Origin of the sequence: Nonomuraea sp. NPDC026600, from assembly GCF_040638335.1 — a bacterium.
GTDB lineage: Bacteria > Actinomycetota > Actinomycetes > Streptosporangiales > Streptosporangiaceae > Nonomuraea.
This window is the reverse complement of sequence record NZ_JBEZYD010000027.1, coordinates 151,704-171,945: the sequence shown is the minus strand read 5'-3', so window position 1 is coordinate 171,945 and position 20,242 is coordinate 151,704. Positions and strand designations below refer to the sequence as shown.

At 67.7% G+C, this 20,242-nt stretch carries 20 protein-coding genes, 1 tRNA gene and 1 pseudogene; 10 read left to right on the top strand and 12 right to left on the bottom strand.

Annotation, left to right across the window (positions count from 1 at the left end):
- Nucleotides 1-43: 43 nt before the first annotated feature.
- Nucleotides 44-724, top strand: coding sequence for a Crp/Fnr family transcriptional regulator (locus tag AB0F17_RS44380; RefSeq protein WP_185069893.1), 681 nt, complete (start codon nucleotides 44-46; stop codon nucleotides 722-724).
- Here the strand turns inward: AB0F17_RS44380 and AB0F17_RS44375 are convergent.
- The 4 genes from AB0F17_RS44375 to AB0F17_RS44360 are packed head-to-tail and all read right to left on the bottom strand — an operon-like array spanning nucleotide 706 to nucleotide 2,954.
- Nucleotides 706-1,494, bottom strand: coding sequence for an MBL fold metallo-hydrolase (locus tag AB0F17_RS44375; protein ID WP_358036099.1), 789 nt, complete (start codon nucleotides 1,492-1,494; stop codon nucleotides 706-708). The two genes, AB0F17_RS44380 and AB0F17_RS44375, sit on opposite strands and share 19 nt — an antisense overlap.
- A complete protein-coding gene (locus tag AB0F17_RS44370) occupies nucleotides 1,491-2,294 on the bottom strand; it encodes an NUDIX hydrolase (RefSeq protein WP_358036097.1) in 804 nt (267 codons plus the stop codon). Before AB0F17_RS44370 ends, AB0F17_RS44375 begins: the two co-directional genes overlap by 4 nt.
- 49 nt (nucleotides 2,295-2,343) lie before the next feature.
- Complete coding sequence (locus tag AB0F17_RS44365; RefSeq protein ID WP_358036095.1) at nucleotides 2,344-2,802, bottom strand: RidA family protein; 459 nt, start codon at nucleotides 2,800-2,802, stop codon at nucleotides 2,344-2,346.
- On the bottom strand, nucleotides 2,799-2,954 hold the full coding sequence (locus tag AB0F17_RS44360; protein WP_165959776.1) for a hypothetical protein: 156 nt from the start codon (nucleotides 2,952-2,954) through the stop codon (nucleotides 2,799-2,801). The genes AB0F17_RS44365 and AB0F17_RS44360 overlap by 4 nt, the downstream gene beginning before the upstream one ends.
- Nucleotides 2,955-3,082: 128 nt before the next feature.
- Here AB0F17_RS44360 and AB0F17_RS44355 point away from each other — a divergent pair, with 128 nt between their 5' ends.
- Both AB0F17_RS44355 and AB0F17_RS44350 read left to right on the top strand, forming a co-directional pair.
- Nucleotides 3,083-4,078 carry an ArsA-related P-loop ATPase gene (locus AB0F17_RS44355; RefSeq protein WP_358036093.1) on the top strand — a complete coding sequence of 332 codons (996 nt, stop codon included), beginning with the start codon at nucleotides 3,083-3,085 and terminating at the stop codon, nucleotides 4,076-4,078.
- Nucleotides 4,075-5,202 (top strand): ArsA family ATPase, encoded by a 1,128-nt coding sequence (locus tag AB0F17_RS44350; RefSeq protein ID WP_358036091.1) that lies wholly within the window; start codon nucleotides 4,075-4,077, stop codon nucleotides 5,200-5,202. The genes AB0F17_RS44355 and AB0F17_RS44350 overlap by 4 nt, the downstream gene beginning before the upstream one ends.
- Nucleotides 5,203-5,246: 44 nt before the next feature.
- Here the strand turns inward: AB0F17_RS44350 and AB0F17_RS44345 are convergent, their stop codons facing one another.
- On the bottom strand, nucleotides 5,247-5,543 hold the full coding sequence (locus tag AB0F17_RS44345) for a WhiB family transcriptional regulator (RefSeq protein ID WP_358036089.1): 297 nt from the start codon (nucleotides 5,541-5,543) through the stop codon (nucleotides 5,247-5,249).
- Nucleotides 5,544-5,784: 241 nt separating this feature from the next.
- Here AB0F17_RS44345 and AB0F17_RS44340 point away from each other — a divergent pair, with 241 nt between their 5' ends.
- Nucleotides 5,785-8,040 (top strand): transglycosylase domain-containing protein, encoded by a 2,256-nt coding sequence (locus AB0F17_RS44340; protein ID WP_358036087.1) that lies wholly within the window; start codon nucleotides 5,785-5,787, stop codon nucleotides 8,038-8,040.
- A 73-nt stretch (nucleotides 8,041-8,113) separates the two neighbouring features.
- Here the strand turns inward: AB0F17_RS44340 and AB0F17_RS44335 are convergent, their stop codons facing one another.
- On the bottom strand, nucleotides 8,114-8,569 hold the full coding sequence (locus AB0F17_RS44335) for a GatB/YqeY domain-containing protein (protein ID WP_358036085.1): 456 nt from the start codon (nucleotides 8,567-8,569) through the stop codon (nucleotides 8,114-8,116).
- Nucleotides 8,570-8,756: 187 nt separating this feature from the next.
- Here AB0F17_RS44335 and AB0F17_RS44330 point away from each other — a divergent pair, with 187 nt between their 5' ends.
- The 3 genes from AB0F17_RS44330 (at nucleotide 8,757) to AB0F17_RS44320 (ending at nucleotide 10,339) form a co-directional block, all read left to right on the top strand.
- Nucleotides 8,757-9,650, top strand: coding sequence for a metallophosphoesterase (locus tag AB0F17_RS44330; RefSeq protein WP_358036084.1), 894 nt, complete (start codon nucleotides 8,757-8,759; stop codon nucleotides 9,648-9,650).
- Nucleotides 9,651-9,714: 64 nt separating this feature from the next.
- Nucleotides 9,715-9,788, top strand: a tRNA-Pro gene (locus AB0F17_RS44325).
- A gap of 164 nt (nucleotides 9,789-9,952) precedes the next feature.
- Nucleotides 9,953-10,339 carry a hypothetical protein gene (locus AB0F17_RS44320; RefSeq protein ID WP_358036082.1) on the top strand — a complete coding sequence of 129 codons (387 nt, stop codon included), beginning with the start codon at nucleotides 9,953-9,955 and terminating at the stop codon, nucleotides 10,337-10,339.
- Nucleotides 10,340-10,927: 588 nt separating this feature from the next.
- Here AB0F17_RS44320 and AB0F17_RS44315 read toward each other — a convergent pair.
- Nucleotides 10,928-11,881 carry an NADP-dependent oxidoreductase gene (locus AB0F17_RS44315; protein ID WP_358036080.1) on the bottom strand — a complete coding sequence of 318 codons (954 nt, stop codon included), beginning with the start codon at nucleotides 11,879-11,881 and terminating at the stop codon, nucleotides 10,928-10,930.
- Nucleotides 11,882-12,013: 132 nt separating this feature from the next.
- Here AB0F17_RS44315 and AB0F17_RS44310 point away from each other — a divergent pair, with 132 nt between their 5' ends.
- Nucleotides 12,014-12,550 (top strand): MarR family transcriptional regulator, encoded by a 537-nt coding sequence (locus tag AB0F17_RS44310; protein WP_358036078.1) that lies wholly within the window; start codon nucleotides 12,014-12,016, stop codon nucleotides 12,548-12,550.
- A gap of 250 nt (nucleotides 12,551-12,800) precedes the next feature.
- Nucleotides 12,801-13,352: pseudogene (locus AB0F17_RS44305) on the top strand (DUF5829 family protein).
- 263 nt (nucleotides 13,353-13,615) lie between these two features.
- Here AB0F17_RS44305 and AB0F17_RS44300 read toward each other — a convergent pair.
- The 4 genes from AB0F17_RS44300 to AB0F17_RS44285 all read right to left on the bottom strand — a co-directional run bounded on the left by AB0F17_RS44300 (nucleotide 13,616) and on the right by AB0F17_RS44285 (nucleotide 16,714).
- Nucleotides 13,616-14,056 carry a hypothetical protein gene (locus tag AB0F17_RS44300; RefSeq protein WP_358036076.1) on the bottom strand — a complete coding sequence of 147 codons (441 nt, stop codon included), beginning with the start codon at nucleotides 14,054-14,056 and terminating at the stop codon, nucleotides 13,616-13,618.
- Between the two features lie 335 nt (nucleotides 14,057-14,391).
- Nucleotides 14,392-14,541, bottom strand: coding sequence for a hypothetical protein (locus tag AB0F17_RS44295; protein WP_358036074.1), 150 nt, complete (start codon nucleotides 14,539-14,541; stop codon nucleotides 14,392-14,394).
- Complete coding sequence (locus AB0F17_RS44290; RefSeq protein ID WP_358036130.1) at nucleotides 14,538-15,131, bottom strand: tetratricopeptide repeat protein; 594 nt, start codon at nucleotides 15,129-15,131, stop codon at nucleotides 14,538-14,540. Before AB0F17_RS44290 ends, AB0F17_RS44295 begins: the two co-directional genes overlap by 4 nt.
- Before the next feature lie 77 nt (nucleotides 15,132-15,208).
- Nucleotides 15,209-16,714, bottom strand: a complete 1,506-nt coding sequence (locus tag AB0F17_RS44285; protein ID WP_358036128.1) for a helicase HerA-like domain-containing protein — start codon at nucleotides 16,712-16,714, stop codon at nucleotides 15,209-15,211.
- 145 nt (nucleotides 16,715-16,859) lie between these two features.
- On the opposite strand from AB0F17_RS44285, the gene AB0F17_RS44280 reads away from it, so the two are divergent.
- Complete coding sequence (locus AB0F17_RS44280) at nucleotides 16,860-17,591, top strand: class I SAM-dependent methyltransferase (RefSeq protein WP_358036072.1); 732 nt, start codon at nucleotides 16,860-16,862, stop codon at nucleotides 17,589-17,591.
- Between the two features lie 569 nt (nucleotides 17,592-18,160).
- On the opposite strand, the gene AB0F17_RS44275 is transcribed toward AB0F17_RS44280, so the two are convergent.
- On the bottom strand, nucleotides 18,161-20,095 hold the full coding sequence (locus AB0F17_RS44275) for a glycosyl hydrolase family 18 protein (RefSeq protein ID WP_358036070.1): 1,935 nt from the start codon (nucleotides 20,093-20,095) through the stop codon (nucleotides 18,161-18,163).
- Between the last annotated feature and the right edge of the window lie 147 nt (nucleotides 20,096-20,242).

Here is a 20,242-nt window from a genome sequence, read left to right as displayed (position 1 = left end):
CGCCTGGAGTGGGGTGCGTCACAATGGCAGCAGAGGAGGCAGAGTGAACACCGAAGATGTGCTGGGCAAGGCCCCCCTGTTCGCCGCGCTTGACCGTGAGAGCGCCGCGGCGCTGCGGACGAGCATCACCGAAGTCCAGTTGTCCAAGGGGCAGACGCTCTTCCACGAGAACGAGACGGGCGACCGGCTCTACGTCGTGCTCGAAGGCAAGATCAAGCTGTCGCGCACCTCGCCCGACGGCCGCGAGAACCTGCTCAGCGTGCTGGGTCCCAGCGAGATGTTCGGCGAGTTGTCGCTGTTCGACCCGCGCCCCCGTACGGCCTCCGCGACCGCGCTGACCGACGTGCGCCTGGCCGGGCTGGGCCACGACGACCTGCGTCCCTGGCTCACCGGCCGTCCCGAGGTGGCGCTCCACCTGCTGCGGGCCCTGGCCCAGCGGCTGCGCCGCACCAACGACGTGCTGGCCGACCTGGTCTTCACCGATGTGCCCGGCCGGGTGGCCAAGCAGTTGCTCGACCTGGCCGAGCGGTTCGGCACCAAGACCGACGACGGGCTGCGCGTCCACCACGACCTCACCCAGGAGGAGCTGGCCCAGCTCGTCGGCGCCTCACGCGAGACGGTCAACAAGGCTCTCGCCGACTTCGCACAGCGCGGTTGGCTGCGCATCGAGGCCAAGGCCGTGGTCATCCTCGACATGGACCGCCTCTACAACCGCTCCAGATAGTCGAGCTGAGCCCGCACCGACATCTCGGCCGCGGGCCAGAGCGACGTGTCGACATCGCTGTAGACGATCTCCACGATCTGGCGGGGCGTCTTGGCGCCCTGGCGCAGCGCCGCCCTGATCTGGTCGAGGCGCTGCCGCCGGTGCGCGAGATAGCCGTCGAGCACGCCGACCGGGTCGGCCAGCACCGGGCCGTGGCCCGGCAGCAGCGCCACCACGCCGAGCTCCTCGGCCATGGCCCTGAGCCGGTCGAGGCTGCGCAGGTAGTCGGCCAGGTCACCGTCATGGGCGATCACCGTGGTGCCGCGGCCGAGCACGGTGTCGCCGGTCAGCATGGCCTTGTCCTGGGGCAGCCAGAAGCAGAGCGAGTCGAACGAGTGCCCCGGCGTGCCGTATACGTGCACCTCGACGTCGCCGGCGCGCACCACGTCGCCGTCGCCGAGCCCCTCGTCGCCGAGCCGGTGCTTGGGGTCGAGCGCCCGCACGGGCGCGCCGACCAGCTCGGCGAAGCGCCTGGCGCCGCCGCTGTGGTCGTGGTGGCCGTGGGTGAGCAGGATCCGGCTCACCCGGCGCCCGGCCAGGTGATCGGCGACCCGGCGCAGGTGCCGCTCGTCGTCGGGGCCGGGGTCTATGACGACGGTGTCCTGGCCGCCGATGATCCAGGTGTTCGTGCCGTCGAGGGTCATCGGTGACGGGTTGGGGGCGAGCAGGTTCTCGGCGTGGGTCGTACGGGATCCGTCGGGTGAACCGGCCGGGATGTGCAGGCCGCTCATGCCGTCACCAACTGGAACTCACCGTCGACCTCCACCACTCTGGGCAGGATCGTGACGATCTCGCGCCGGGCGGCCAGGACGGCCGCCACCGAGTCGCAGGCGGCCAGCTCGTTCAGCGTGCGGTAGGTGGGCGGCATCAGGAAGATCTTTCCCTCGTGCGCCAGCTCGACGGCGTCGGCCGGGCGTTTCCAGGCGACCTGGTCGGCCTCGCCGCCGACGTCGCGGGTGCGCTGCCCCTCGGGGAGCACGGCGGCGAAGAAGCGGGTGTCGAAGCGCCGGGTCTCGATCTCCGGTGTGATCCAGTGCGCCCAGGGCTTGAGCAGATCCGAGCGGAGCACCAGGCCGCGCTTGGCGAGGAAGTCGGCGAAGGCCAGGCTCCGGTCGATCAGCGCGAGCCGGTCGGCCTCCCAGTCGTCTCCCGTGGTGTCGTCGACGACCGAATCGGGCCCCGGCCCCGCGAGCAGCACCCCCGACTCCTCGAACGTCTCTCGTACGGCCGCGCAGACCAGGCCGCGCGCGACCGCCTCGTCCGCGCCGAAGACCTCGCCCCAGTCCGCCGCAGAGGGCCCGGCCCAGGCGACGGCGTGGTCGGTGTCACGGGGATCGACCGAGCCGCCTGGGAAGACGTAGGCGCCCGCCGCGAAGGCCATCGTGGCCTTGCGCCGGAGCAGATATACCTCTGGCCCCTCGCGCAGGATCACCACCGTGGCGGCGTCCCGCGCGGGGACCGGCTGAACACGTCCGGCGAGGATGTCCCTGGCTCGCTCGGCGAGCTCGTCCGGGAGTCGAAGACCAGTCACATGACCTCCTTCTAGAACATCACTCGGGTCATGGTGACATATCCGGACTCTAGGCGACCTCGGCGATCAGCTCCACCTCGACCGGAGCGTCGAGCGGCAGCGCGGCGACGCCCACGGCGCTGCGGGCGTGCTTGCCCGCCTCACCCAGCACCTCCGCGAGCAGCTCGCTCGCGCCGTTGGCGACCTGGGGTTGCTGCGTGAAGGCGGGGTCGCTGGCCACGAACGCCACGACCTTGACGATCCGCACGACCTTGCTCAGGTCGCCGATTTCGGCCTTCAGCGCGGCCAGCGCGTTGAGCGCGCAGATCCTGGCCAGCTCACGGGCGTCGTCGAGGCCGACCTCGGCGCCGACCTTGCCGGTCTGGGCCATCTTGCCGTCGACCATGGGCACCTGGCCCGAGGTGTAGACGAGGTCGCCGGTCCGTACGGCCGGCACATAGGCGGCCAGCGGCGCGACCACCTCGGGCAGCGTCAGCCCCAGCTCGGTGATCTTCTCTTCGGGCGTCACTGCTTCTCCCTCTTGAAGTAGGCGACGAGCTGCTCGGGCGTGGCACCCTGCAGGATCTGGACCAGCTCCCAGCCGTCGGCTCCGAAGTTGTCCAGGATCATCTTGGTGTTGTGGATCAGCACCGGAGCCGTCAGGTACTCCCATTTCTTCATGGAGGCCAGCGTAGGTGCTGGAGCCGGCAACCTGTGATGCACCGCTGAGCGCGCCGCACCCATAGTGTGAGCAATCTCAAAGGGTGGTCGTCGGCATCCGGCAAGTGACCGTTCGGTAGCCTCGAAACGTGGACTCTCGGGACACCGATTGGGACGGCGTGCGGCTGCACGTGGTCACCGGCAAGGGCGGCACAGGCAAGACCACGGTCGCCGCGGCCCTCGCCCTGGCACTGGCCTCGGGCGGGCGCAAGGTGCTGCTCGTCGAGGTGGAGGGCAGGCAGGGCATCGCGCAGATCTTCGACCTGCCACCGCTGCCGTACGAGGAGCGCCGGATCGCCGTGGCACCGTCGGGCGGCGACGTCTACGCGCTGGCCATAGACCCCGAGGAGGCCATGCTCGAATACATGGAGATGTTCTACGGCATGCGCAGGGCGGGGCGGGCGCTGACCAAGATGGGCATCGTCGACTTCGCGACCACCGTCGCGCCCGGCTTCCGCGACGTCCTGGTGACCGGCAAGACCACTGAGGCCGTGCGCCGTCGCGGTAAGAACGGCAGGCGGGTCTACGACGCCGTCGTGCTCGACGCGCCGCCGACCGGCCGCATCTCGCGCTTCCTGAACGTCACCCAGGAGGTCGCCGGGCTGGCCAGAGTCGGCCCGATCAAGAACCACTCCGATCTGGTGAGCAAGGTCGTGAAATCTCCGGAAACAGCGGTGCACTTCATCACCTTGCTGGAGGAGATGCCGGTTCAGGAGACGCTGGACGGCATCGCCGAATTGCGTTCGGCGGGGCTGCCGCCCGGCGGGATCTTCATCAACATGGTGCGTGAATCACTTCTTCCGCAGGCCGCCCTTGACAGTGCTGTCAAGGGCCGATTCGATGTGGCCGAACTCACGCTCGGGCTCAAGGCGGCCGGTCTCTCCGACGGCGCCGCCTCGACGGCGGAGGCGCTGGCGGAAGAGGTCGCCGAGCACGCCCGCCGTACCGACCTGGAACGCGCCGAGCGCGCCTCGCTGGCGCAGGAGACACTGCCGTCCTACGAGTTGCCGCTGCTGGCAGACGGCGTCGACCTGGCCGGCCTGTACGAGCTGGCCGAGGCCATCCGCACCCAGGGAGCAGCGTGAAGAAGCCCGCCGTACTCGACGTCGACGCCATCCTCGACGACCAGGGCACCCGGATCATCGTCTGCTGCGGCGCCGGTGGCGTGGGCAAGACCACCACGGCCGCCGCCCTGGGGCTGCGGGCCGCCGAGCGCGGCAGGCGCGCGGTCGTGCTGACCGTCGACCCCGCGCGGCGGCTGGCGCAGTCGATGGGGCTCACCGAGCTCGACAACACGCCACGGTTGATCAGCTCGCCCGAGGGCGGCGGCGAGTTGTTCGCGATGATGCTCGACATGAAGCGTACGTTCGACGAGATCATCGAGGCGCACGCCGACCCCGAGCGGGCCCGCCAGATCCTGTCGAACCCCTTCTACCAGTCGCTGTCCTCCAGCTTCGCCGGCACCCAGGAGTACATGGCGATGGAGAAGCTGGGCCAGCTGCGCCGCTCGGACGAGTGGGACCTGATCATCGTCGACACGCCGCCCTCACGGTCCGCGCTCGACTTCCTCGACGCCCCCGAGCGGCTCGGCCGCTTCCTCGACGGGCGGTTCATCCGGCTGCTGACCGCGCCGGCCAAGGCGGGAGGGCGCAGCGCGTTCCGGCTGCTCAACGCCGGGTTCGGGCTCATGGCGGGCGCGATGACCAAGCTGCTGGGCGCGCAGGTCATCAAGGACCTGCAGACGTTCGTGTCGGCGCTCGACGCCGTCTTCGGCGGGTTCAGGCAGCGCGCGGAGATGACCTACCGGCTGCTCCAGGCGCCCGGCACGGCCTTCGTGGTGGTGGCCACGCCCGAGCGCGACGCGATGCGCGAGGCGTCCTACTTCGTCGAGCGGCTCGCTGAGGAGCGCATGCCCCTGGCCGGACTGGTGGTCAACCGGGTGCACGAACCCACCGCGGCGGCGCTCTCAGCCGCGCGTAGCGCCGCCGCGGCGGAAGACCTGGAGTCGCGGGGCGAACATGAGCTGACCGCCGCCGTACTGCGGCTGCACACCGGCAGGATGCAGCTCGCCGCCCGCGAGCACCGGGAGCGGGACCATTTCAGTTCGGCCCACCCCACCGTGCCTGTCGTCCAGGTAAGTGCGATGCCGGAGGATGTCCACGATCTAGCGGGTCTACGCCGGATCGGGGAACTCCTCGCGAGCACATGAGAGTACGGCCGGTGCCTGCACCGGCCGTACTCCCGAGGCTTGGGTCAGCCTGCGATCAACTCGTTAGTCCGTTCGTACTCTTCCTTGGCGGACTCGAGCAGCTCTCGCCACGAGTCCACGTCGGGACGCCGCCGTAGCAGAGCCCGTCGTTCCCGTTCCGTCATGCCGCCCCACACGCCAAACTCGATGCGGTTGTCCAGTGCATCGGCGAGGCATTCGGTACGGACCGGGCATCCTCGGCAGATCAGCTTCGCCCTGTTCTGCGCGGCTCCTTGGACGAACAGCGCGTCCGGATCCGCACCACGACAGGCGGCACTGGAGGTCCAATCCGTGATCCACATTTCGACCCCACTCCCCTTAGGTGGTCAGTCGTCATTTGGGGCCGACGGGCGCGGGCGCCGAGCCTCCGTATTCAGTTGCCGCAGAGGAGAACGTACGCAACTAGACGTTCGGGCCGACAGACCCCAGAGGACCAATTTCTAGCTGCAGTCTTGACCGGGAATGACTAGTCACCCCCGTCAGTCAAGGCGAAATGGTGCCGAGTTACCGATAAGGTCACCCATTCGACGTACTCTTGGTCTTGTGCAAGCTCAGGGCAAAGATCGTTCCTCGCCGTTCCTGAACATCACGCGGTTGATCGCCGCCGGTGCGGCCGCGGGCGTGCTCACGGCTGCCATAGCCCTTCCGGCTGTCGGCGGGGCGGGGATGTCCGCCAAATCCGCGATGACGGGGATCAACCTAAAACCCGAGGACCTGGACGAACCCCCGCTGCCTGAGCGCACGGTCCTGCAGGACTCCGACGGCAAGCAGATAGCCCAGTTCTACTACGAGAACCGCCAGTCGGTGAGTCTGGACCAAGTCGCCCCCATCATGCGCACCGCGCTGATCTCGATCGAGGACTTCCGCTTCTATCAGCACGGTCCGATCGACGTGGAGGGAACGGCCCGAGCCCTGGTCAAAAACCTCACCACGGGCGGCGTGACCCAGGGCGGCTCGTCGATCACGCAGCAGTACGTCAAGCAGGTGCTGCTCAACTCGGCCGAGACCAAAGAGGCACAGGCCGCGGCCATCGAGGCCACTGTCGGGCGCAAGCTCAACGAACTGCGCTATGCCATGGCCATCGAGAAGAAGTACACCAAGGATCAGATCCTTGAAAAATATCTGAACATCGCCTACTTCGGCGCCGGCGCACACGGCATTCAGGCCGCCTCCAAGCGCTTCTTCGGCAAGCCGGCCTCCGCGCTCACCCTCGTCGAGGCGGCCACTCTCGCGGGCGCGGTCCAGAACCCCAACCGGACCGACCCGAACGTCAACAAAGCGTCCAGAGAGCTGCTGAAGGCCCGGCGCAACGTCGTCCTCGACCGGATGGCCGAGCTCGGCAAGATCACACCGCAGGAGGCCGCCGAGGCCAAGGCCAAGAAGCTGGTCTTCAAGGACACCAAGGTCTCCGGCGGCTGCGAGGAGAGCACGTACCCGTACTTCTGCCTCTACGTTCAGAACGAGATCCTCAACAACGAGGATTTCGGCAAGACCCCCAAGGAGCGCCTCAAACTGCTCCAGCGCGGCGGTCTCACCATCAGGACCACCATCGACAAGAAGATGCAGAAAGCCGCTGAGAAGGCCATCAAGGAGTACGTCAGCACCAAGGACAAGCCGGTGGCCTCGCAGGCGATGGTCGTGCCGGGCACCGGCGAGATCAAGGCGATGGCGGCCTCGCGCAAGTTCGGCGGCAGCAAGAAGAAGAATGAAATGAGCTACAACGTCGTCGCCGACGCCAAGCACGGCGGTGGCGGCGGCTTCCAGCAGGGCTCGACCGCGAAGGCCTACACGCTCGCCACAGCGCTCGAGGAGGGCCTGAAATACGGCGACGGTTACCCGGCACCCGCCGGCTTCACCGCGTCCGGCTACGGCGCGTTCAAGAACTGCGACGGCAAGCGGGTCGGCGACCCCACGCACGAGGTGCGCAACTCCAGCGAGGGCGGCGGCGGCTTCAAGACGCTGCAGACCGGCACCTGGGGCTCGGTCAACACGTTCTTCATGCGGCTCGAGGAGCGCGTCACGCTCTGCAAGGTCGTCAAGCTGGCCAAGCGGATCGGGCTCAAGCGGGCCGATGGCGCGAAGCTCCGCGAGTTCGAGACGTTCACGCTCGGCATCAACGAGGTCGACCCGGTCACGGTGGCCAGCACCTACGCGGTCTTCGCCTCACGCGGCCAGTACTGCAAGCCGCTGGCGATCACCGAGATCAAGGACCGCTTCGGCAAGGCCACGCAGTACAAACCCAAGTGCTCCAAGGTCATGGAGGAGGAGGTCGCCGACGCCGTCAGCGGCATCCTGTCGGGCGTGTTCACCAAGGGCACGATGCGGGAGGTCGGCGGCATCGGCCGGGACGCCGCGGGCAAGACGGGCACCACCGACGGCTACACGGCCGCCTGGTTCGCCGGTTACACCCCGAACCTCGCCTCCGCCGTCAGCCTCGGCGACCCGCGTGGCGCCTTCACGCACAACCTGATCGGCGTCACGATCGGCGGCCGCTACTACAGCTACGTGTACGGCGCGTCGATCTCGGGCCGCATCTGGAAGCAGGCGATGATGGGGGCGCTCAAGGGCGTCGAACCCACCAAGTTCACGCCGGTGGATCAGGAGCGGTTCGGCGGCTGCGGCGACAACTGCGCGCCCAAGCCCAAGAAGGAGAAGAAGAAGGACGATCAGGGCGGCCCGCCGGACGACTTCTTCGACCAGTTCGACCAGGGTAACCGCGACGACAACGGCCGGGGGCGGGGCCGGGGACGCGGCGGCGAATCGCCTGTCACTCCGGCGAACGTCGCTCCGGTGAACTGACCTGGGTTCGAGCCCTGTTTGAGCCCTGGGTGCCCGCTTTGGGGCGGGCACCCTCTTGGTGCCACAGGTCTTGCTAGGCGGACAGTCGCGCGCGGACGGCGGCGGCGACACGTCCCCCCTCCGCGCGGCCGGCGACCTTCGGGTTGACGACCTTCATGACCTGACCCATCGCCTGCGGGCCGGCGGCGCCGGTCTCGGCGACGGCCTCGTCGACGAGGCGGCCGAGCTCCTCGTCGGAGAGCTGCGCCGGCAGGTATTCCTCCAGCACCGCCTGCTCGTCCAGCTCCGCCTGGGCCTGCTCCGCGCGCCCGGCGTTGCCGAACGCCTCCGCCGCCTCCCGGCGCTTCTTGGCCTCCTTTGTCAGTACCTTGACGATCTCGTCGTCGGAGAGCTCTCTGGCCGCCTTGCCGGCGACCTCCTCGACGTTGACCGCGGCCAGTGCCATCCGAACCGTCCGGAGACGTACCTCGTCCCGGCTCTTCATGGAGGCCGTGAGATCGGCCTTCAGCTTGTCCTTCAATGCGCTCATGCGGTCCATCTTGCCGCGTGTACGGACGGCTACGCGCTCGCGCGCTCCAGCACGCAGCCCTTCACCCGGCCTTTTCCCGGCCCTTTCGCGGCCTTTGTACGGCCTTCTCGTGGCCCAGGTGCGGCCTTCGTGCGGCCTTCTCGCGGACTCGGGACGGCTCGGGCCAGATGTCGGGCATCATGAATGGGTGAGGAAAGCCGCCGCTGTACCACTGTCCATCCTCGGCCTCGGCCTGGCCGGGTTGGGTTACGCCTCCGTCGTCGAACGCAACTGGTTCCGGCTGCGCCGCTTCGACGTGCCCGTGCTCGAGCGCGGGCAGCGACCCGTACGCATCCTCCACCTGTCCGACCTGCACCTGACGCCGGGCCGCAAGAAGCTGATCAACTGGGTCCGCTCGCTCGGCTCCCTGGAGCCCGACCTGGTCGTCAACACGGGCGACTCGATCGCCCACCCGGAGGCCGTGCCCGCGCTCCTGTACGCCCTGGAGCCCCTGCTGGCCCGCCCCGGGATGTTCGTGTACGGCTCGAACGACCTCTACGCCCCCAAGCCCAAGAACCCGGCCCGCTACCTCTGGCGCACCTCCAAGAAGGACCGCCGCCAGCACGTCCCGTCCCTCCCCTGGGAGGAGCTCGGCGCCGGCATGACGGCCGAGGGCTGGCTCGACATGAACAACACCACGGCCCGCGTCAAGATCGGCGACCTCGACGTGGCGGTGGCGGGCATCCACGACTCCCACATCGACCGCGACCGCTACGACCTGGTCGCCGGCCCCGCCCCGGCCGACGCGGACCTCCGCCTCGGCGTCATGCACTCCCCCGAGCCCCGCAACATGACCCGCTTCGCCGCCGACGGCTACCAGCTCCTCCTGGCCGGCCACACGCACGGCGGCCAGCTCTGCATCCCCTTCTACGGCGCCCTGGTCACCAACTGCGGCATCGACCGGGCCCGCGTCAAGGGCCTCAACCGCCACGACGACGCCTGGCTGCACGTCTCGGCCGGCCTCGGCACCTCGCCGTACGCCCCGGTCCGCTTCGCCTGCTTCCCGGAGGCCTCGTTGCTCACCCTGCTTCCGCGCCGGTAAAGGCGGTCACAAGCACCCGCGAAGTCAGCTAGACTTTCTCAAGCACGCTGCAGAGGGCGTGCACCGGGGTGTAGCGCAGCTTGGCAGCGCGCTTCGTTCGGGACGAAGAGGCCGTGGGTTCAAATCCCGCCACCCCGACCCAGATAGTCGCAAGTAGAGGCCGCTTTCGAGAGATCGGAAGCGGCCTTACTCGTGGGTTGCGTGGCTATGCCTTCCGGCTGATGGCCCTGACGCAAGTCATGCTCCGAGGGCAGGTCTCCAGATCAGTTGACGGGCCATTTCAGCCGGTGTTCTCTGAGCACGTGGCCGATCTCGATGGCGTCGCACCATCAACCGCCGCCAACCGGCGCTTCCGGTGGTGGCCTGGCATCATCCTTACTCCCGTTGCCGTTGTGATCACGCTCGGGATGATCGAGAAGCGGGGTGTCGTGATAGGCATCATCGCCGCACTTACCTACGGAACCCTCGCCATCGTCGGCTGGATACCGCCACACCGGCTGATGCGCTGGTCTCGGCAACACCCTGTGCTTGATGAGCTTTTTTTCGCGCCGCTGCTTTTCGGAGGGCTGGCCTACCTCACCCCGCTTTCGCTCGTGATGTGCTTGGTGATCACCGCGATGGGGACCGCTCTTCTGCTGGGCCTCACCGGGTGGATTCGGCGGACACGTTCGCAGAGAGCCACGAACTGAGAGGATGCGATCCACGGCCCCACCCTGGAGAACCGGTCGGATCTGTTTGCGGTAGACCAACTCGGTCACCCCTCGGCAACCTCGCCGCTGCTCTTATCGTGTTCGCGGGGCCGGCGTCGTTGATCTGCTGGAGAAGCACGGCTTCGTCTGATGATGGGCCGGTGACATGACCCGGCCATGCTGAGGCCGCCGCGACTGCCCGTTGATCATGCGTTCGCCGGTTGTGGTGGAGGGCATGGTCACAGGGACGCGAGGGCGCGGACGCGGTCGGCGATGGCGCGACGGGCGGCGGCGGCGGCGGTCCACTCGTGACGTCGTCCGGGAACGGCTGGGCGGTGTCGCCGTAACGGAAAACGCCCTTCAGCGTGGCGCGGCGGGTGGCAACCTCCCCGACCGGTGGGGGCGTGCTGTCGGCGGCGGCGAAGGGGGCGAGGGCTTCGGCGACCTCGGGGTCAAGGGTGAAGGACATGACGGTTCTCCTTTGCGAACGGGCGATGTACTCGAGATGAGCGGGGATGAGCGGTGTGCTCGCGGTGGATGGTGTGTCTGGGGACGGACCGGCGGTTGCCGGGACCGGGGTTGCGGAGGTCAGGGGGTCAGGACGGTCTTGCCGGCCGGCCTTCCGGCGGCGGCTTCGTCGTGGACGGCGGCCAGGTCGGTCAGTGGCCGCCGCTCGGCCACCTCGATCCGCAGAACGCCGGCGTCGACGCGGGCGACCAGTTCGGCGAGCTGGGTGGCGTCGCTGCGCGTGAAGACCCGCACTGTCCGCACCCCGCGCCCGGCATCCTCTGGGCCAGGCGTGGTGGTGCTGACGAAGGCTCCGCGGTCGGCGACCAGGTCCACCAACTGCGCGATCTCCGCCGGGCTGGTGGGCACGAGGTCCGGGCTGGTGGGCGCCAGGTGCAGCACCACGTCGAACCGCTGTCCGGCCAGCGACTGCGAGATGGGGGCGGCGGTGTAGTCGATGATCCGGGTCGCGCCGTAGGAGCGGACGCGGTCGAGGCTGCGCGCGCCGGCGGTCGCGGTCACGGTGGCACCGGCCTGCGCGGCGAGCTGAACGGCGTAGCCGCCCACCGCGCCACCACCACCGTCGATGAGGACGCTCTGCCCGGCCTTCAGGCCGGCGTGCTCGAACAACGCCTGCCAGGCCGCCAGCCCGACCGAGGGCAGCGCTGCGGCGTCGGCGAGCTCGCCCGTGCGGGGGGCGGCGGCCAGCGCCTCGGCGGGCGCGGCGACGTACTCGGCGGCCGCGCCGGGCGCGGCCGGCGGCAGGAACGCCACCACCGCATCCCCGACGCTCCAGCCGCGCACGCCCGCGCCGACCTCGGCGACGACGCCGGCCACGTCATAGCTGGGAACGTGCGGGAGTGCCACCGGGAACACCTGCTGCAGCAGGCCCGCGCGGATCGCGGCATCCAAGAGGTTGAACGCGGTGCCGGCCACCCGCACCACCACCTGCCCCGGACCGGCCACCGGACGGTCCGCCTCCTCGTAGACCAGGACGTCACTGTCGCCGTAGGAGTGGTAACGCACTGCCTTCATGATCTCTCCCTGTCCGATGCTTCGAAGTTGAAGCATGTGGAGACTGTAATCTGCTTCGACTTCGAAGCAATAGCTTTCGGGCAGGTGACGCTCGTCACAACGCTTTGAATTCGCAACATGTAGCGTGAAGGAATGACTGACAGCCGGCCCGACGCCGAGGGCATCCAGCCGCTCGATCCCGCCCAGCTGGGCGCTTACTTCGTGCTCATGGAAGCCGTCAGCCTGCTCCAGCACCAGGTCGAACAGCAGCTACGCGCCGAGGGCGGGATCACCTACGTTCAGTTCCAGTTGCTGGCCCGCCTCGCCAACGTCCACAGCCCACTGACCATGACCGAGCTGGCCGATGGCGTCGTCTACAGCCGCAGCGGCCTGACCTACCAGGCCGGCCTGCTGGAAAAAGCCGGCCTCATCACCCGTGGCCCCAACCCCGACGACGAGCGCGCCACCCTGGTCACCATCACCGGCAACGGCCGGGCTCTCGTCGACCGCGTGCTGCCCGGCCACGTCCAGGTCACCCGCAGACTGCTGTTCGACCCCCTGGCCGACGACGACCTGCACCACCTCGGCGACATCATGACCCGGGTACGGGACCACATGCGCGCCCTGCCACCCCGCTCCGCCGCCCCCCGTAAAGGCCACACCGCTCCCGCGGCCCCGACCGCGTCGTAACCGATCGCGCCGTACATCTCGGCGATGACCGCACGGTCGACGAGAACGGCGCACAAGGCCGAAGGCGCAGACGACACCCGGGCGGACCAGCACGCCGGCTTCGCGTAGCCCGGCGACGGGTTCGGTGGACTGCCCCCGGAAAGACGCCGTGACGGGCTCGCCGCATTGCCGGTATGAGTTCGCCACATCGGATGTCCGAGTCCTGTCAAAACGACAGTCAAGTTGATTATCTCGCTCTAAGATCACTTCCATGGTGATTCACCGGACATTACGGATGATCACCGTCCTCACCGCGACCTGCGCCGTGGCGCTCACCGGAGCGATCACGAGCGGTGCGAGGACAGCGCAGGCCGACCAGGCTCAGGCGTCGTCCCTGAAGCAGTTGCCGTTCTACAACCACGCTTACAGCGTCGTCGACCGGGAGACGGCCGACGCCATCGAGAACTCCGCCTACCTGCGGGAGTTCGCCAACTTCGAGGTCCGCACCACGACCGGTGGCGGAATGACCTGGAAGGGCCGCTACCTCAAGGGCCGCGAGACCTAGATCGAGCTGTTCAGCGAGGGCGACCTGCCCGGCCAGGACGCCCTCTTCGGCTCCGCCGGGCTCGGTGTCTCGACCGAGCGCGCCGGCGACCTGGCCAAGGTGACCGCGAACCTGCCCGTACAAAGCAGAAGTGCAACGCTAATTGCGGACAGAAGGACCCTGTCGCTGATCTTGAGACGCGGAATCGTCAGTTCCGGCTCAGGGCCCGCTTTCCGCGAAGGTCGAAGTTTGCCCGGCCGTACAACACAGGCGGCGTAACTGTCCGGCGCCAGGTGTAGCTCGCCTTCGAGGTAGGCGCGGGTGTGGGTCGAGGCGGTCAACCCGCAAGTGATCCGCGTATCCGACCATCTCCGCCGCCATCCCTCGGAGGAAGAGTGAAGTACGTCGCCGCCGTCCGCCGCTACCGCTTGGACCTTTCAGGCTTCGACTGGCTTGAGAACCACTGACGACCTCGGCCAGACCCAAGAGTCCGTGGGCCGGATGGACGTTTGGCAGGGATCCGCCGTCGTTGTTGGACAATCTCAAAGGGGGCGTCTAAGGCGTTTCAGGAGGTTTAGGAGATTTGAGAGCATTTGCTCTATCCGATTCTCCTGGAGCACACAGTATTTGCGGGTGGAGTTGATGTCTTCCGCGGGAATTCCCCAGGTTGCACCCTGCGTGGCGACGAAGCCATAATTGCCTTTGCCGTCCCAGGCAACGTTATAGCCGCCGAAGAATAAGTCCATCATGCCAGCGAGCTGAAGGGCTTGCTGCTTTATGTGTGCGAGGTCGATTTGCTGGGCCTTCGCTTGTTCGATGACGACCGATTGGTTGGGGGCGGAGTCGGCGAATGCCTGGATGCCCTGGCGGGCCAGGGCATGCTGGTGATGAGGGAGATTCTGCCCACCATAAAGGAAGAATAGCAGGTCTTCCAGGTGGGCGGCGAGTTGGGGTCGGGGAACAGTCAGTGGATCGGGGAACATGAATTCTCCAAGACGTGGCCGTGTAAGGACCCTTTCACAAAACACCTACCCGAGAGAACGCGCCATCTGTCCGAAAAGTAAGAAAACCGTTTCACCTGCTCGGTCCGGAACCATCTGCCGGGCTGTGCGACTGCCCTCTGCGGGCAACGCCCGCTATTCGACAGGAGGGCTTAGTCAGTCAAGATTTAAGTGGTTCACCGGTTTCTGGATTTCCGAAATTCGCCGACCTGCAACAACATGGCCCGGCTGGTCCGGGAACCTGCGATGTCCTTCGTCCGCGTGAGAGCCCTGTCGATCGGCCGGTCGTACCAACACAGGCCCTCGACACAGCCCCCTCACCCGGCGTCCCACCGGCAGGCGGCGTTGGCGGTGAACGCCGAGCCCGGGTCGGGCAAGACCGCCGCCCTGGGTCTGATCACCACGCTGACCCACCCCGGCCACCGCTGGCGTGTCCCGATCGACAGCAGTTCTGCGTGCCGTGTCATGTCACCGGAACCCAGCCGGTAGCCTCACCCGGCGGAGGGAGGTTTTTCGCCGCGAGCAGAGCCTTTTCTGTCTCCTGGGTATCAGGATGATGGTGGCCCAGTGCCTGCCTTCGGTTGTTCAGCACCTGTTCGAGCAGTTGCACCGCTGCCGCTCGCTGCCGTCGCTCGGATAGCAGCACACCAAAATGGTGCAGGTTTTCGAGAGTTATCTCGTGGCTCATACCGAGCACTTCTTCCATGCACGGTTGGACATCTCGATATGCGGCAGCCGCTGCGTCCAACTCGCCACGAGCGTGGAGGAGGCGAGCCATGTTGTGCCGGCTGATCAGAGTGTCTGGATAAGTGCTGCCAAGAACTCGCTCCTGGGCACCCCAGGTATCACGCATAAGTTCTTCGGCTGCGTCGAGCTCGCCGTTCTCGAGTAGGGTGTCTGCAAGGTTGAGGCCCGCGCGCAGGGTGTCGGGGTGCTCTGAACCAAGAAGCCTCGTTCGCTCCTGGAAATTTCTCTTCATTATGGGTAGTGCTTCTGCGAGGCGGCCCTGCAGCGAAAGGACGGTGGCCAGGTTTCCTCTCGTGTGCGCAGTATTAATATGGCTTTCTCCTAGAAGTTTCTCACGTGCTTCAGCATCCTGTGAACGTCTCGTAGTGTCCGGGTAGCCAGTCTGGTTCAGCGTCGACCGCGACGGGCGGTGCCGAAGATGGATCTGATGATCTCCCGGCCGAGGGCGGACGCCGCCGAGCGCGCCAGGGAGCGGAACTCCTTCGACTCCAGTACGGAATGCTGCGGTTCGGGTTCCGGCTCTCTGCGCCTCTCCGGCTCGCGGGGGGCTTCGGGAGTGGGGGCGGCGGGCTGCTGCGCGGCCAGCTTCGTGGCCAGGATCTCGTAGGCCGACTCGCGGTCGATCGCCGTGCCGTACTTCTGCTGAAGGGGCGAAGCGGCGATGGCGCCCTGGATCACGTCCGGGCTGGACGGAGCCATGAGCGTCTGGGGGGCACGCAGACGTGTCCAGGCCACCGGGGTCGGCGCGCCCGTCTCCGACAGGACCGTGACGACGGCCTCGCCGATGCCGAGCTCGGTGAGCAGGCGCTTCAGGTCGTAGGAGGACTCGGGGAAGGTCGACACGGTGGCCTTGAGCGCCTTGGCGTCCTGGGGGGTGAAGGCGCGCAGGGCGTGCTGCACGCGCGCGCCGAGCTGAGCCAGTACGTCGGCCGGCACGTCCTTCGGCGTCTGGGTGACGAAGAACACGCCCAGGCCCTTCGACCGGATCAGCCGCACGGTCTGGGTGATCGACTGCAGGAACGCCTTGGACGCGTCGTTGAACAGCAGATGCGCCTCGTCGAAGAAGAACACGAGCTTCGGCTTGTCGACATCGCCCACCTCGGGAAGCACATTGAAGAGATCGGCGAGGAGCCACATCAGGAAGGTGGAGAAGAGCTGCGGCCGATCCTGTACGGCGGGCAGCTCGAGAACGGAGATCATCCCACGGCCGTCCTGCGTCACCCGGATCAGGTCGCGTACGTCGAACTCCGGCTCACCGAAGAACGCCCCCGCCCCCTGCGCCTCGAAGTTGGTCAACGCGCGGAGGATGACCCCCGCCGTCGACGCCGACAGCCCGCCGATCCCGTTCAGCGCCTGCGGAGTGGTGGTCAGATACCGGATGACCGCGATCAGGTCCTTGAGGTCCAGCAGCGGCATTCCCTGCTTGTCGGCGAAATAGAAGATCAGCCCGAGTGACGACTCCTGCGTCTCGTTGAGCCCGAGGACCTTGGAGAGCAAGGTAGGCCCGAAGGCGGTCATGGTTGCGCGGATCGGGACGCCGGACCCCAGACCGCCCAGGGAGAGGAACTCCACCGGATAGGCCGTAGGCTGCCACGTCTGCCCCACCTCGGCGGCACGCTGGGTGACGCGCTCGGAGGCGGTACCCGGCGAGGCGAGCCCCGACAGGTCGCCCTTGATGTCGGCGAGGAAGATCGGAACGCCCTGGGCGGCGAGCTGCTCCGCCATGAGCTGGAGGGTCTTGGTCTTCCCGGTGCCGGTGGCGCCGGCCACCAGTCCGTGCCGGTTCAGCATGCTCAGGGGGATCCGGATCTGCTCCGTGGGGCCGGGGGTGCCGTCCTCACGCATCAGGGCCCCGAGTTCCAGCGCAGGTCCCTCGAAGTCGTACCCCTTCATCGTCACCACATCTCCCCGCTTGCTTCTGCCTCGCCGCGACAGGCACCCCGCTTTCTTACTACCCACCGTGACACGTCGGTCGCAAAAGATGACCAAAGCGGCAGCTTTCCAGTACCGGCCGATGGCCACGGCATAGCGTTGCCGCATGGCTGACGATGTTTTCGAGCATCCGCGGCTGGCCGCGGTTTACGACGCGCTCGACCCCGATCGCAGTGACTTGGACGTGTACGTCGCCATCGCCGAGGAGCTCGGCGCCCGTGGCGCGCTGGATGTGGGGTGCGGGACGGGTGAGTTCGCGCTGCTTCTGGCTGGTCGCGGGCTCACCGTCACAGGGGTTGACCCGGCCGGCGCTTCGCTCGATGTCGCGCGGGCCAAGCCGGGCAGTGAACGGGTGCGCTGGATCCAGGGTGACGCGACAACCCTGCCCTCGATCCAGGTTGATCTTGCCACCATGACGGGAAATGTCGCCCAAGCCATCGTTGACCAGCGGGATTGGGCGGGGACGTTGCGGGGGGTCCATGACGCGTTGCGGCCCGGTGGGCGACTCGTGTTCGAGACCCGCGATCCGGCGAAACGGGCCTGGCAGGATTGGAATCGCGCGGCGTCGTACCAGGTCGCCGAGATTCCGGGTGTCGGCGCGGTGGAGCAGTGGTTCGAGGTGATCGACGTCAGCGGGCCGCTGGTGACCTTCCGTGGGACGTGGGTGTTCGCTTCGGACGGGCAGGTGCTGACGTCGGATTCGACGCTGCGCTTCCGCGAGCGTGACGAGGTCGAGGCGTCGCTGGTCGCGCATGGGTACGCCGTGGAAGAAGTACGCGATGCGCCCGACCGGCCCGGTCGGGAATTCGTGTTCTTCGCGCTACGGCCGGAGGAGTGAGAGCGGGTTTCAGTCTCCTTCGGATGCGAAGAGGCTCCTGCACAGCCGCGCCCTGAACCCCTCGAACCGGAGGCAGGGCGTTCGATGCTTGGCGCTCTTCAGGCGACGTTTCAGCTCGGACGCCGGACGAGAGACGGGCTTGGCGGCCGGGGCCACGTGCCCGGTGGCCGGCGACGGGAGTGAAGGAGAGGCTGGTACGGCGGTCAGAGCCGTCGTGGCCGACATGGCCGCCACCTGTTGCTGGGCCGGCGGCTGAGGGTCCTGGGCGGTTCGTCCCACCGAGTAGCCGAAGCCGCCACCGAAGCCCACGGCTCCGGTGAGCGCGAGCGCGACCCACCCTGCTCTCCCCCTCCGTCGCGGTGCGGATGGTGTTCTGCGGATGAACGCCGACGGTGGAAGCATGCTCATCGTCACCCCCGAGATCATGAACCTATAGTTAGCAGACGATCACTAAGCGCTCCTGCTTCAAGATTTCCGCTCAGATCCCGGGTCAACCCTCCAACCAGGGGCGAAGGGCCGGCTCCGCGGTGCGGGGCCGGCCCAGGCGAGGACTCATGCGGGGGAGGTGATCACCCCAGGCCGCTCTTCATGGCGGTGATCAACTCACCGTTGGTGGTGTCACCGCTGAGCTCCCAGAAGAACGCTCCTCCCAGCCCCTGACCCTTCGAGTAACTCATCTTGCCGCCGATGGTGCCGGGCGTGTCGTAGCTCCACCACTGGCCGCCGCAGTAGGCGTAGGCCGTGCCGGCGACGGTGCCGGTGGACGGGCAGCGGGTCTTGAGCACCTTGTAATCTTCGATGCCCTGCTCGTACGTGCCGGGCGCCGGTCCCGTCGCCGTGCCGCCGGGGGCGGACTGCGTGACCCCGGCCCAGCCACGGCCGTAGAAACCGATGCCGAGCAGCAGCTTGCTCGACGGGATGCCCTTGCTCTTGAGCTTCTGGATGGCGTTGTCGGAGTAGAAGCCCGCGATCGGGATGCCTGCGTACGAGGTGAGCGGCGAATGCGGGGCGGTCGGGCCCGACGGGGCGAAGGCGCCGAAGTAGTCGTACGTCATGACGTTGTACCAGTCGACGTACTGCGCGGCGCCACCGTAGTCGGCCGCGTCGATCTTGCCGCCGCTGGTGCCGTCGGCGGTGATGGCGGCGGTGACGAGGTTGCCGGAGCCGAAGCGGGAGCGCAGGGCCGACATGACGTTCTTGAACGCGGCGGCGCCACTGGAGTCGCAGGTGAGGCCGCAGGCGTTCGGGTACTCCCAGTCGATGTCGATGCCGTCGAACACGTCCGCCCAGCGCGGGTCCTCGACCAGGTTGTAGCAGGAGTTGGCGAAGGCCGTCGGGTTCTGCGCGGCCTGGGCGAAGCCGCCGGACCAGGTCCAGCCGCCGAAGGAGAAGAGCACCTTCAGGTTCGGGTACTTCTTCTTGAGCTTGCGGAGCTGGTTGAAGCTGCCGCGCAGCGCGCCCGTGTCCCAGGTGTCGGCGACGCCGTCCACGCTCTCACCCGCCTGGTAGAAGCGGTCGTAGTCGGCGTAGCTGTCGCCGATGGCGCACTGCCCGTTCTGTACGTTGCCGAAGGCGTAGTTGATGTGGGTCAGCTTGGCCGCCGAGCCGCTGGTGTCGATGTTCTTGACGTGGTAGCCGCGCTGGTAGACGCCCCACTGGACGAAGTACCCGAGCACCTTGTTGCCGCCGCCGGTACATCCGGTGGTGGCGCCGGTGGCCTGGGCGCTGGCCGCGGACTCGCCGACCGAGTTGTACGCCTTGACGGTGTAGGTGTGCGACGTACAGGCGTTCAGCGACCCGATGGTGGCCGACGTGCCGGTCACCGTGGCCCTGACCGTGGTCCCCTCGTAGACGCGGTAACCGGTGACGGTGCCGGAAGAGGCGCCCCACGACAGGGTGATCGAGCTGCTGGTCGAGGCGGTGACGTTGGGCGTGCCCGGCTGGCCGGGAGCGCCGGTGCCGCCCGAGGTGGAGGCGGTGACCGCGGTGCTTGCGGCCGAGACGTTCCCGGCGGCGTCGCGGGCGCGGACCGTGTACGTGTAGCTGGTGGCGGCGGCCAGGCCCGTGTCGGTGTAGGTGGTGCCGGTGGCCGTGGTCACCTGCGTCGAGCCTCGGTAGACGTCATAGCCGGTGACGCCGACGTTGTCGGTGGCGGCGTCCCAGGCCAGCGAGACGCTGCTGGAGGTGGTGCCCGTCGAGCGCAGGTTGGCGGGCACGGACGGCGCGGTGGTGTCGGTGCCGCCGCCGGTGACCGGTTTCCACAGGGCGGGCACGTTGGGCGGCTCCCAGCCGGGCTGGGAGGTGTGGCTCTGGATGCACTCGTAGTCGACGCCGTTGTACGTGACGCGGGTCCCCGCCGTGTACGCGGTCCACGGGGCCCAGGCGGCGGCTAAGACGACCGAGGTGGCGCCGTACGCCCCGGCGGGGACGGCGACCGTCGCGGTCAGCGGCAGGAGGAGCGCCGCTAGGACCGCGAGGCCCTTGCTCAGGATGGTGTGTCTCATAGTTGTTCCGACCTCCGGCGGGTTGGGGGGTGGATGGGAGGTCCGACAGGAAACTTATAGTAAAGTTTCCTGTCAATTATGAGACGACGCTAGCCTCCGCCTGCGGGGTCGTCAATACGTGATCGCGAAAACGAGAAACTCGCCCCG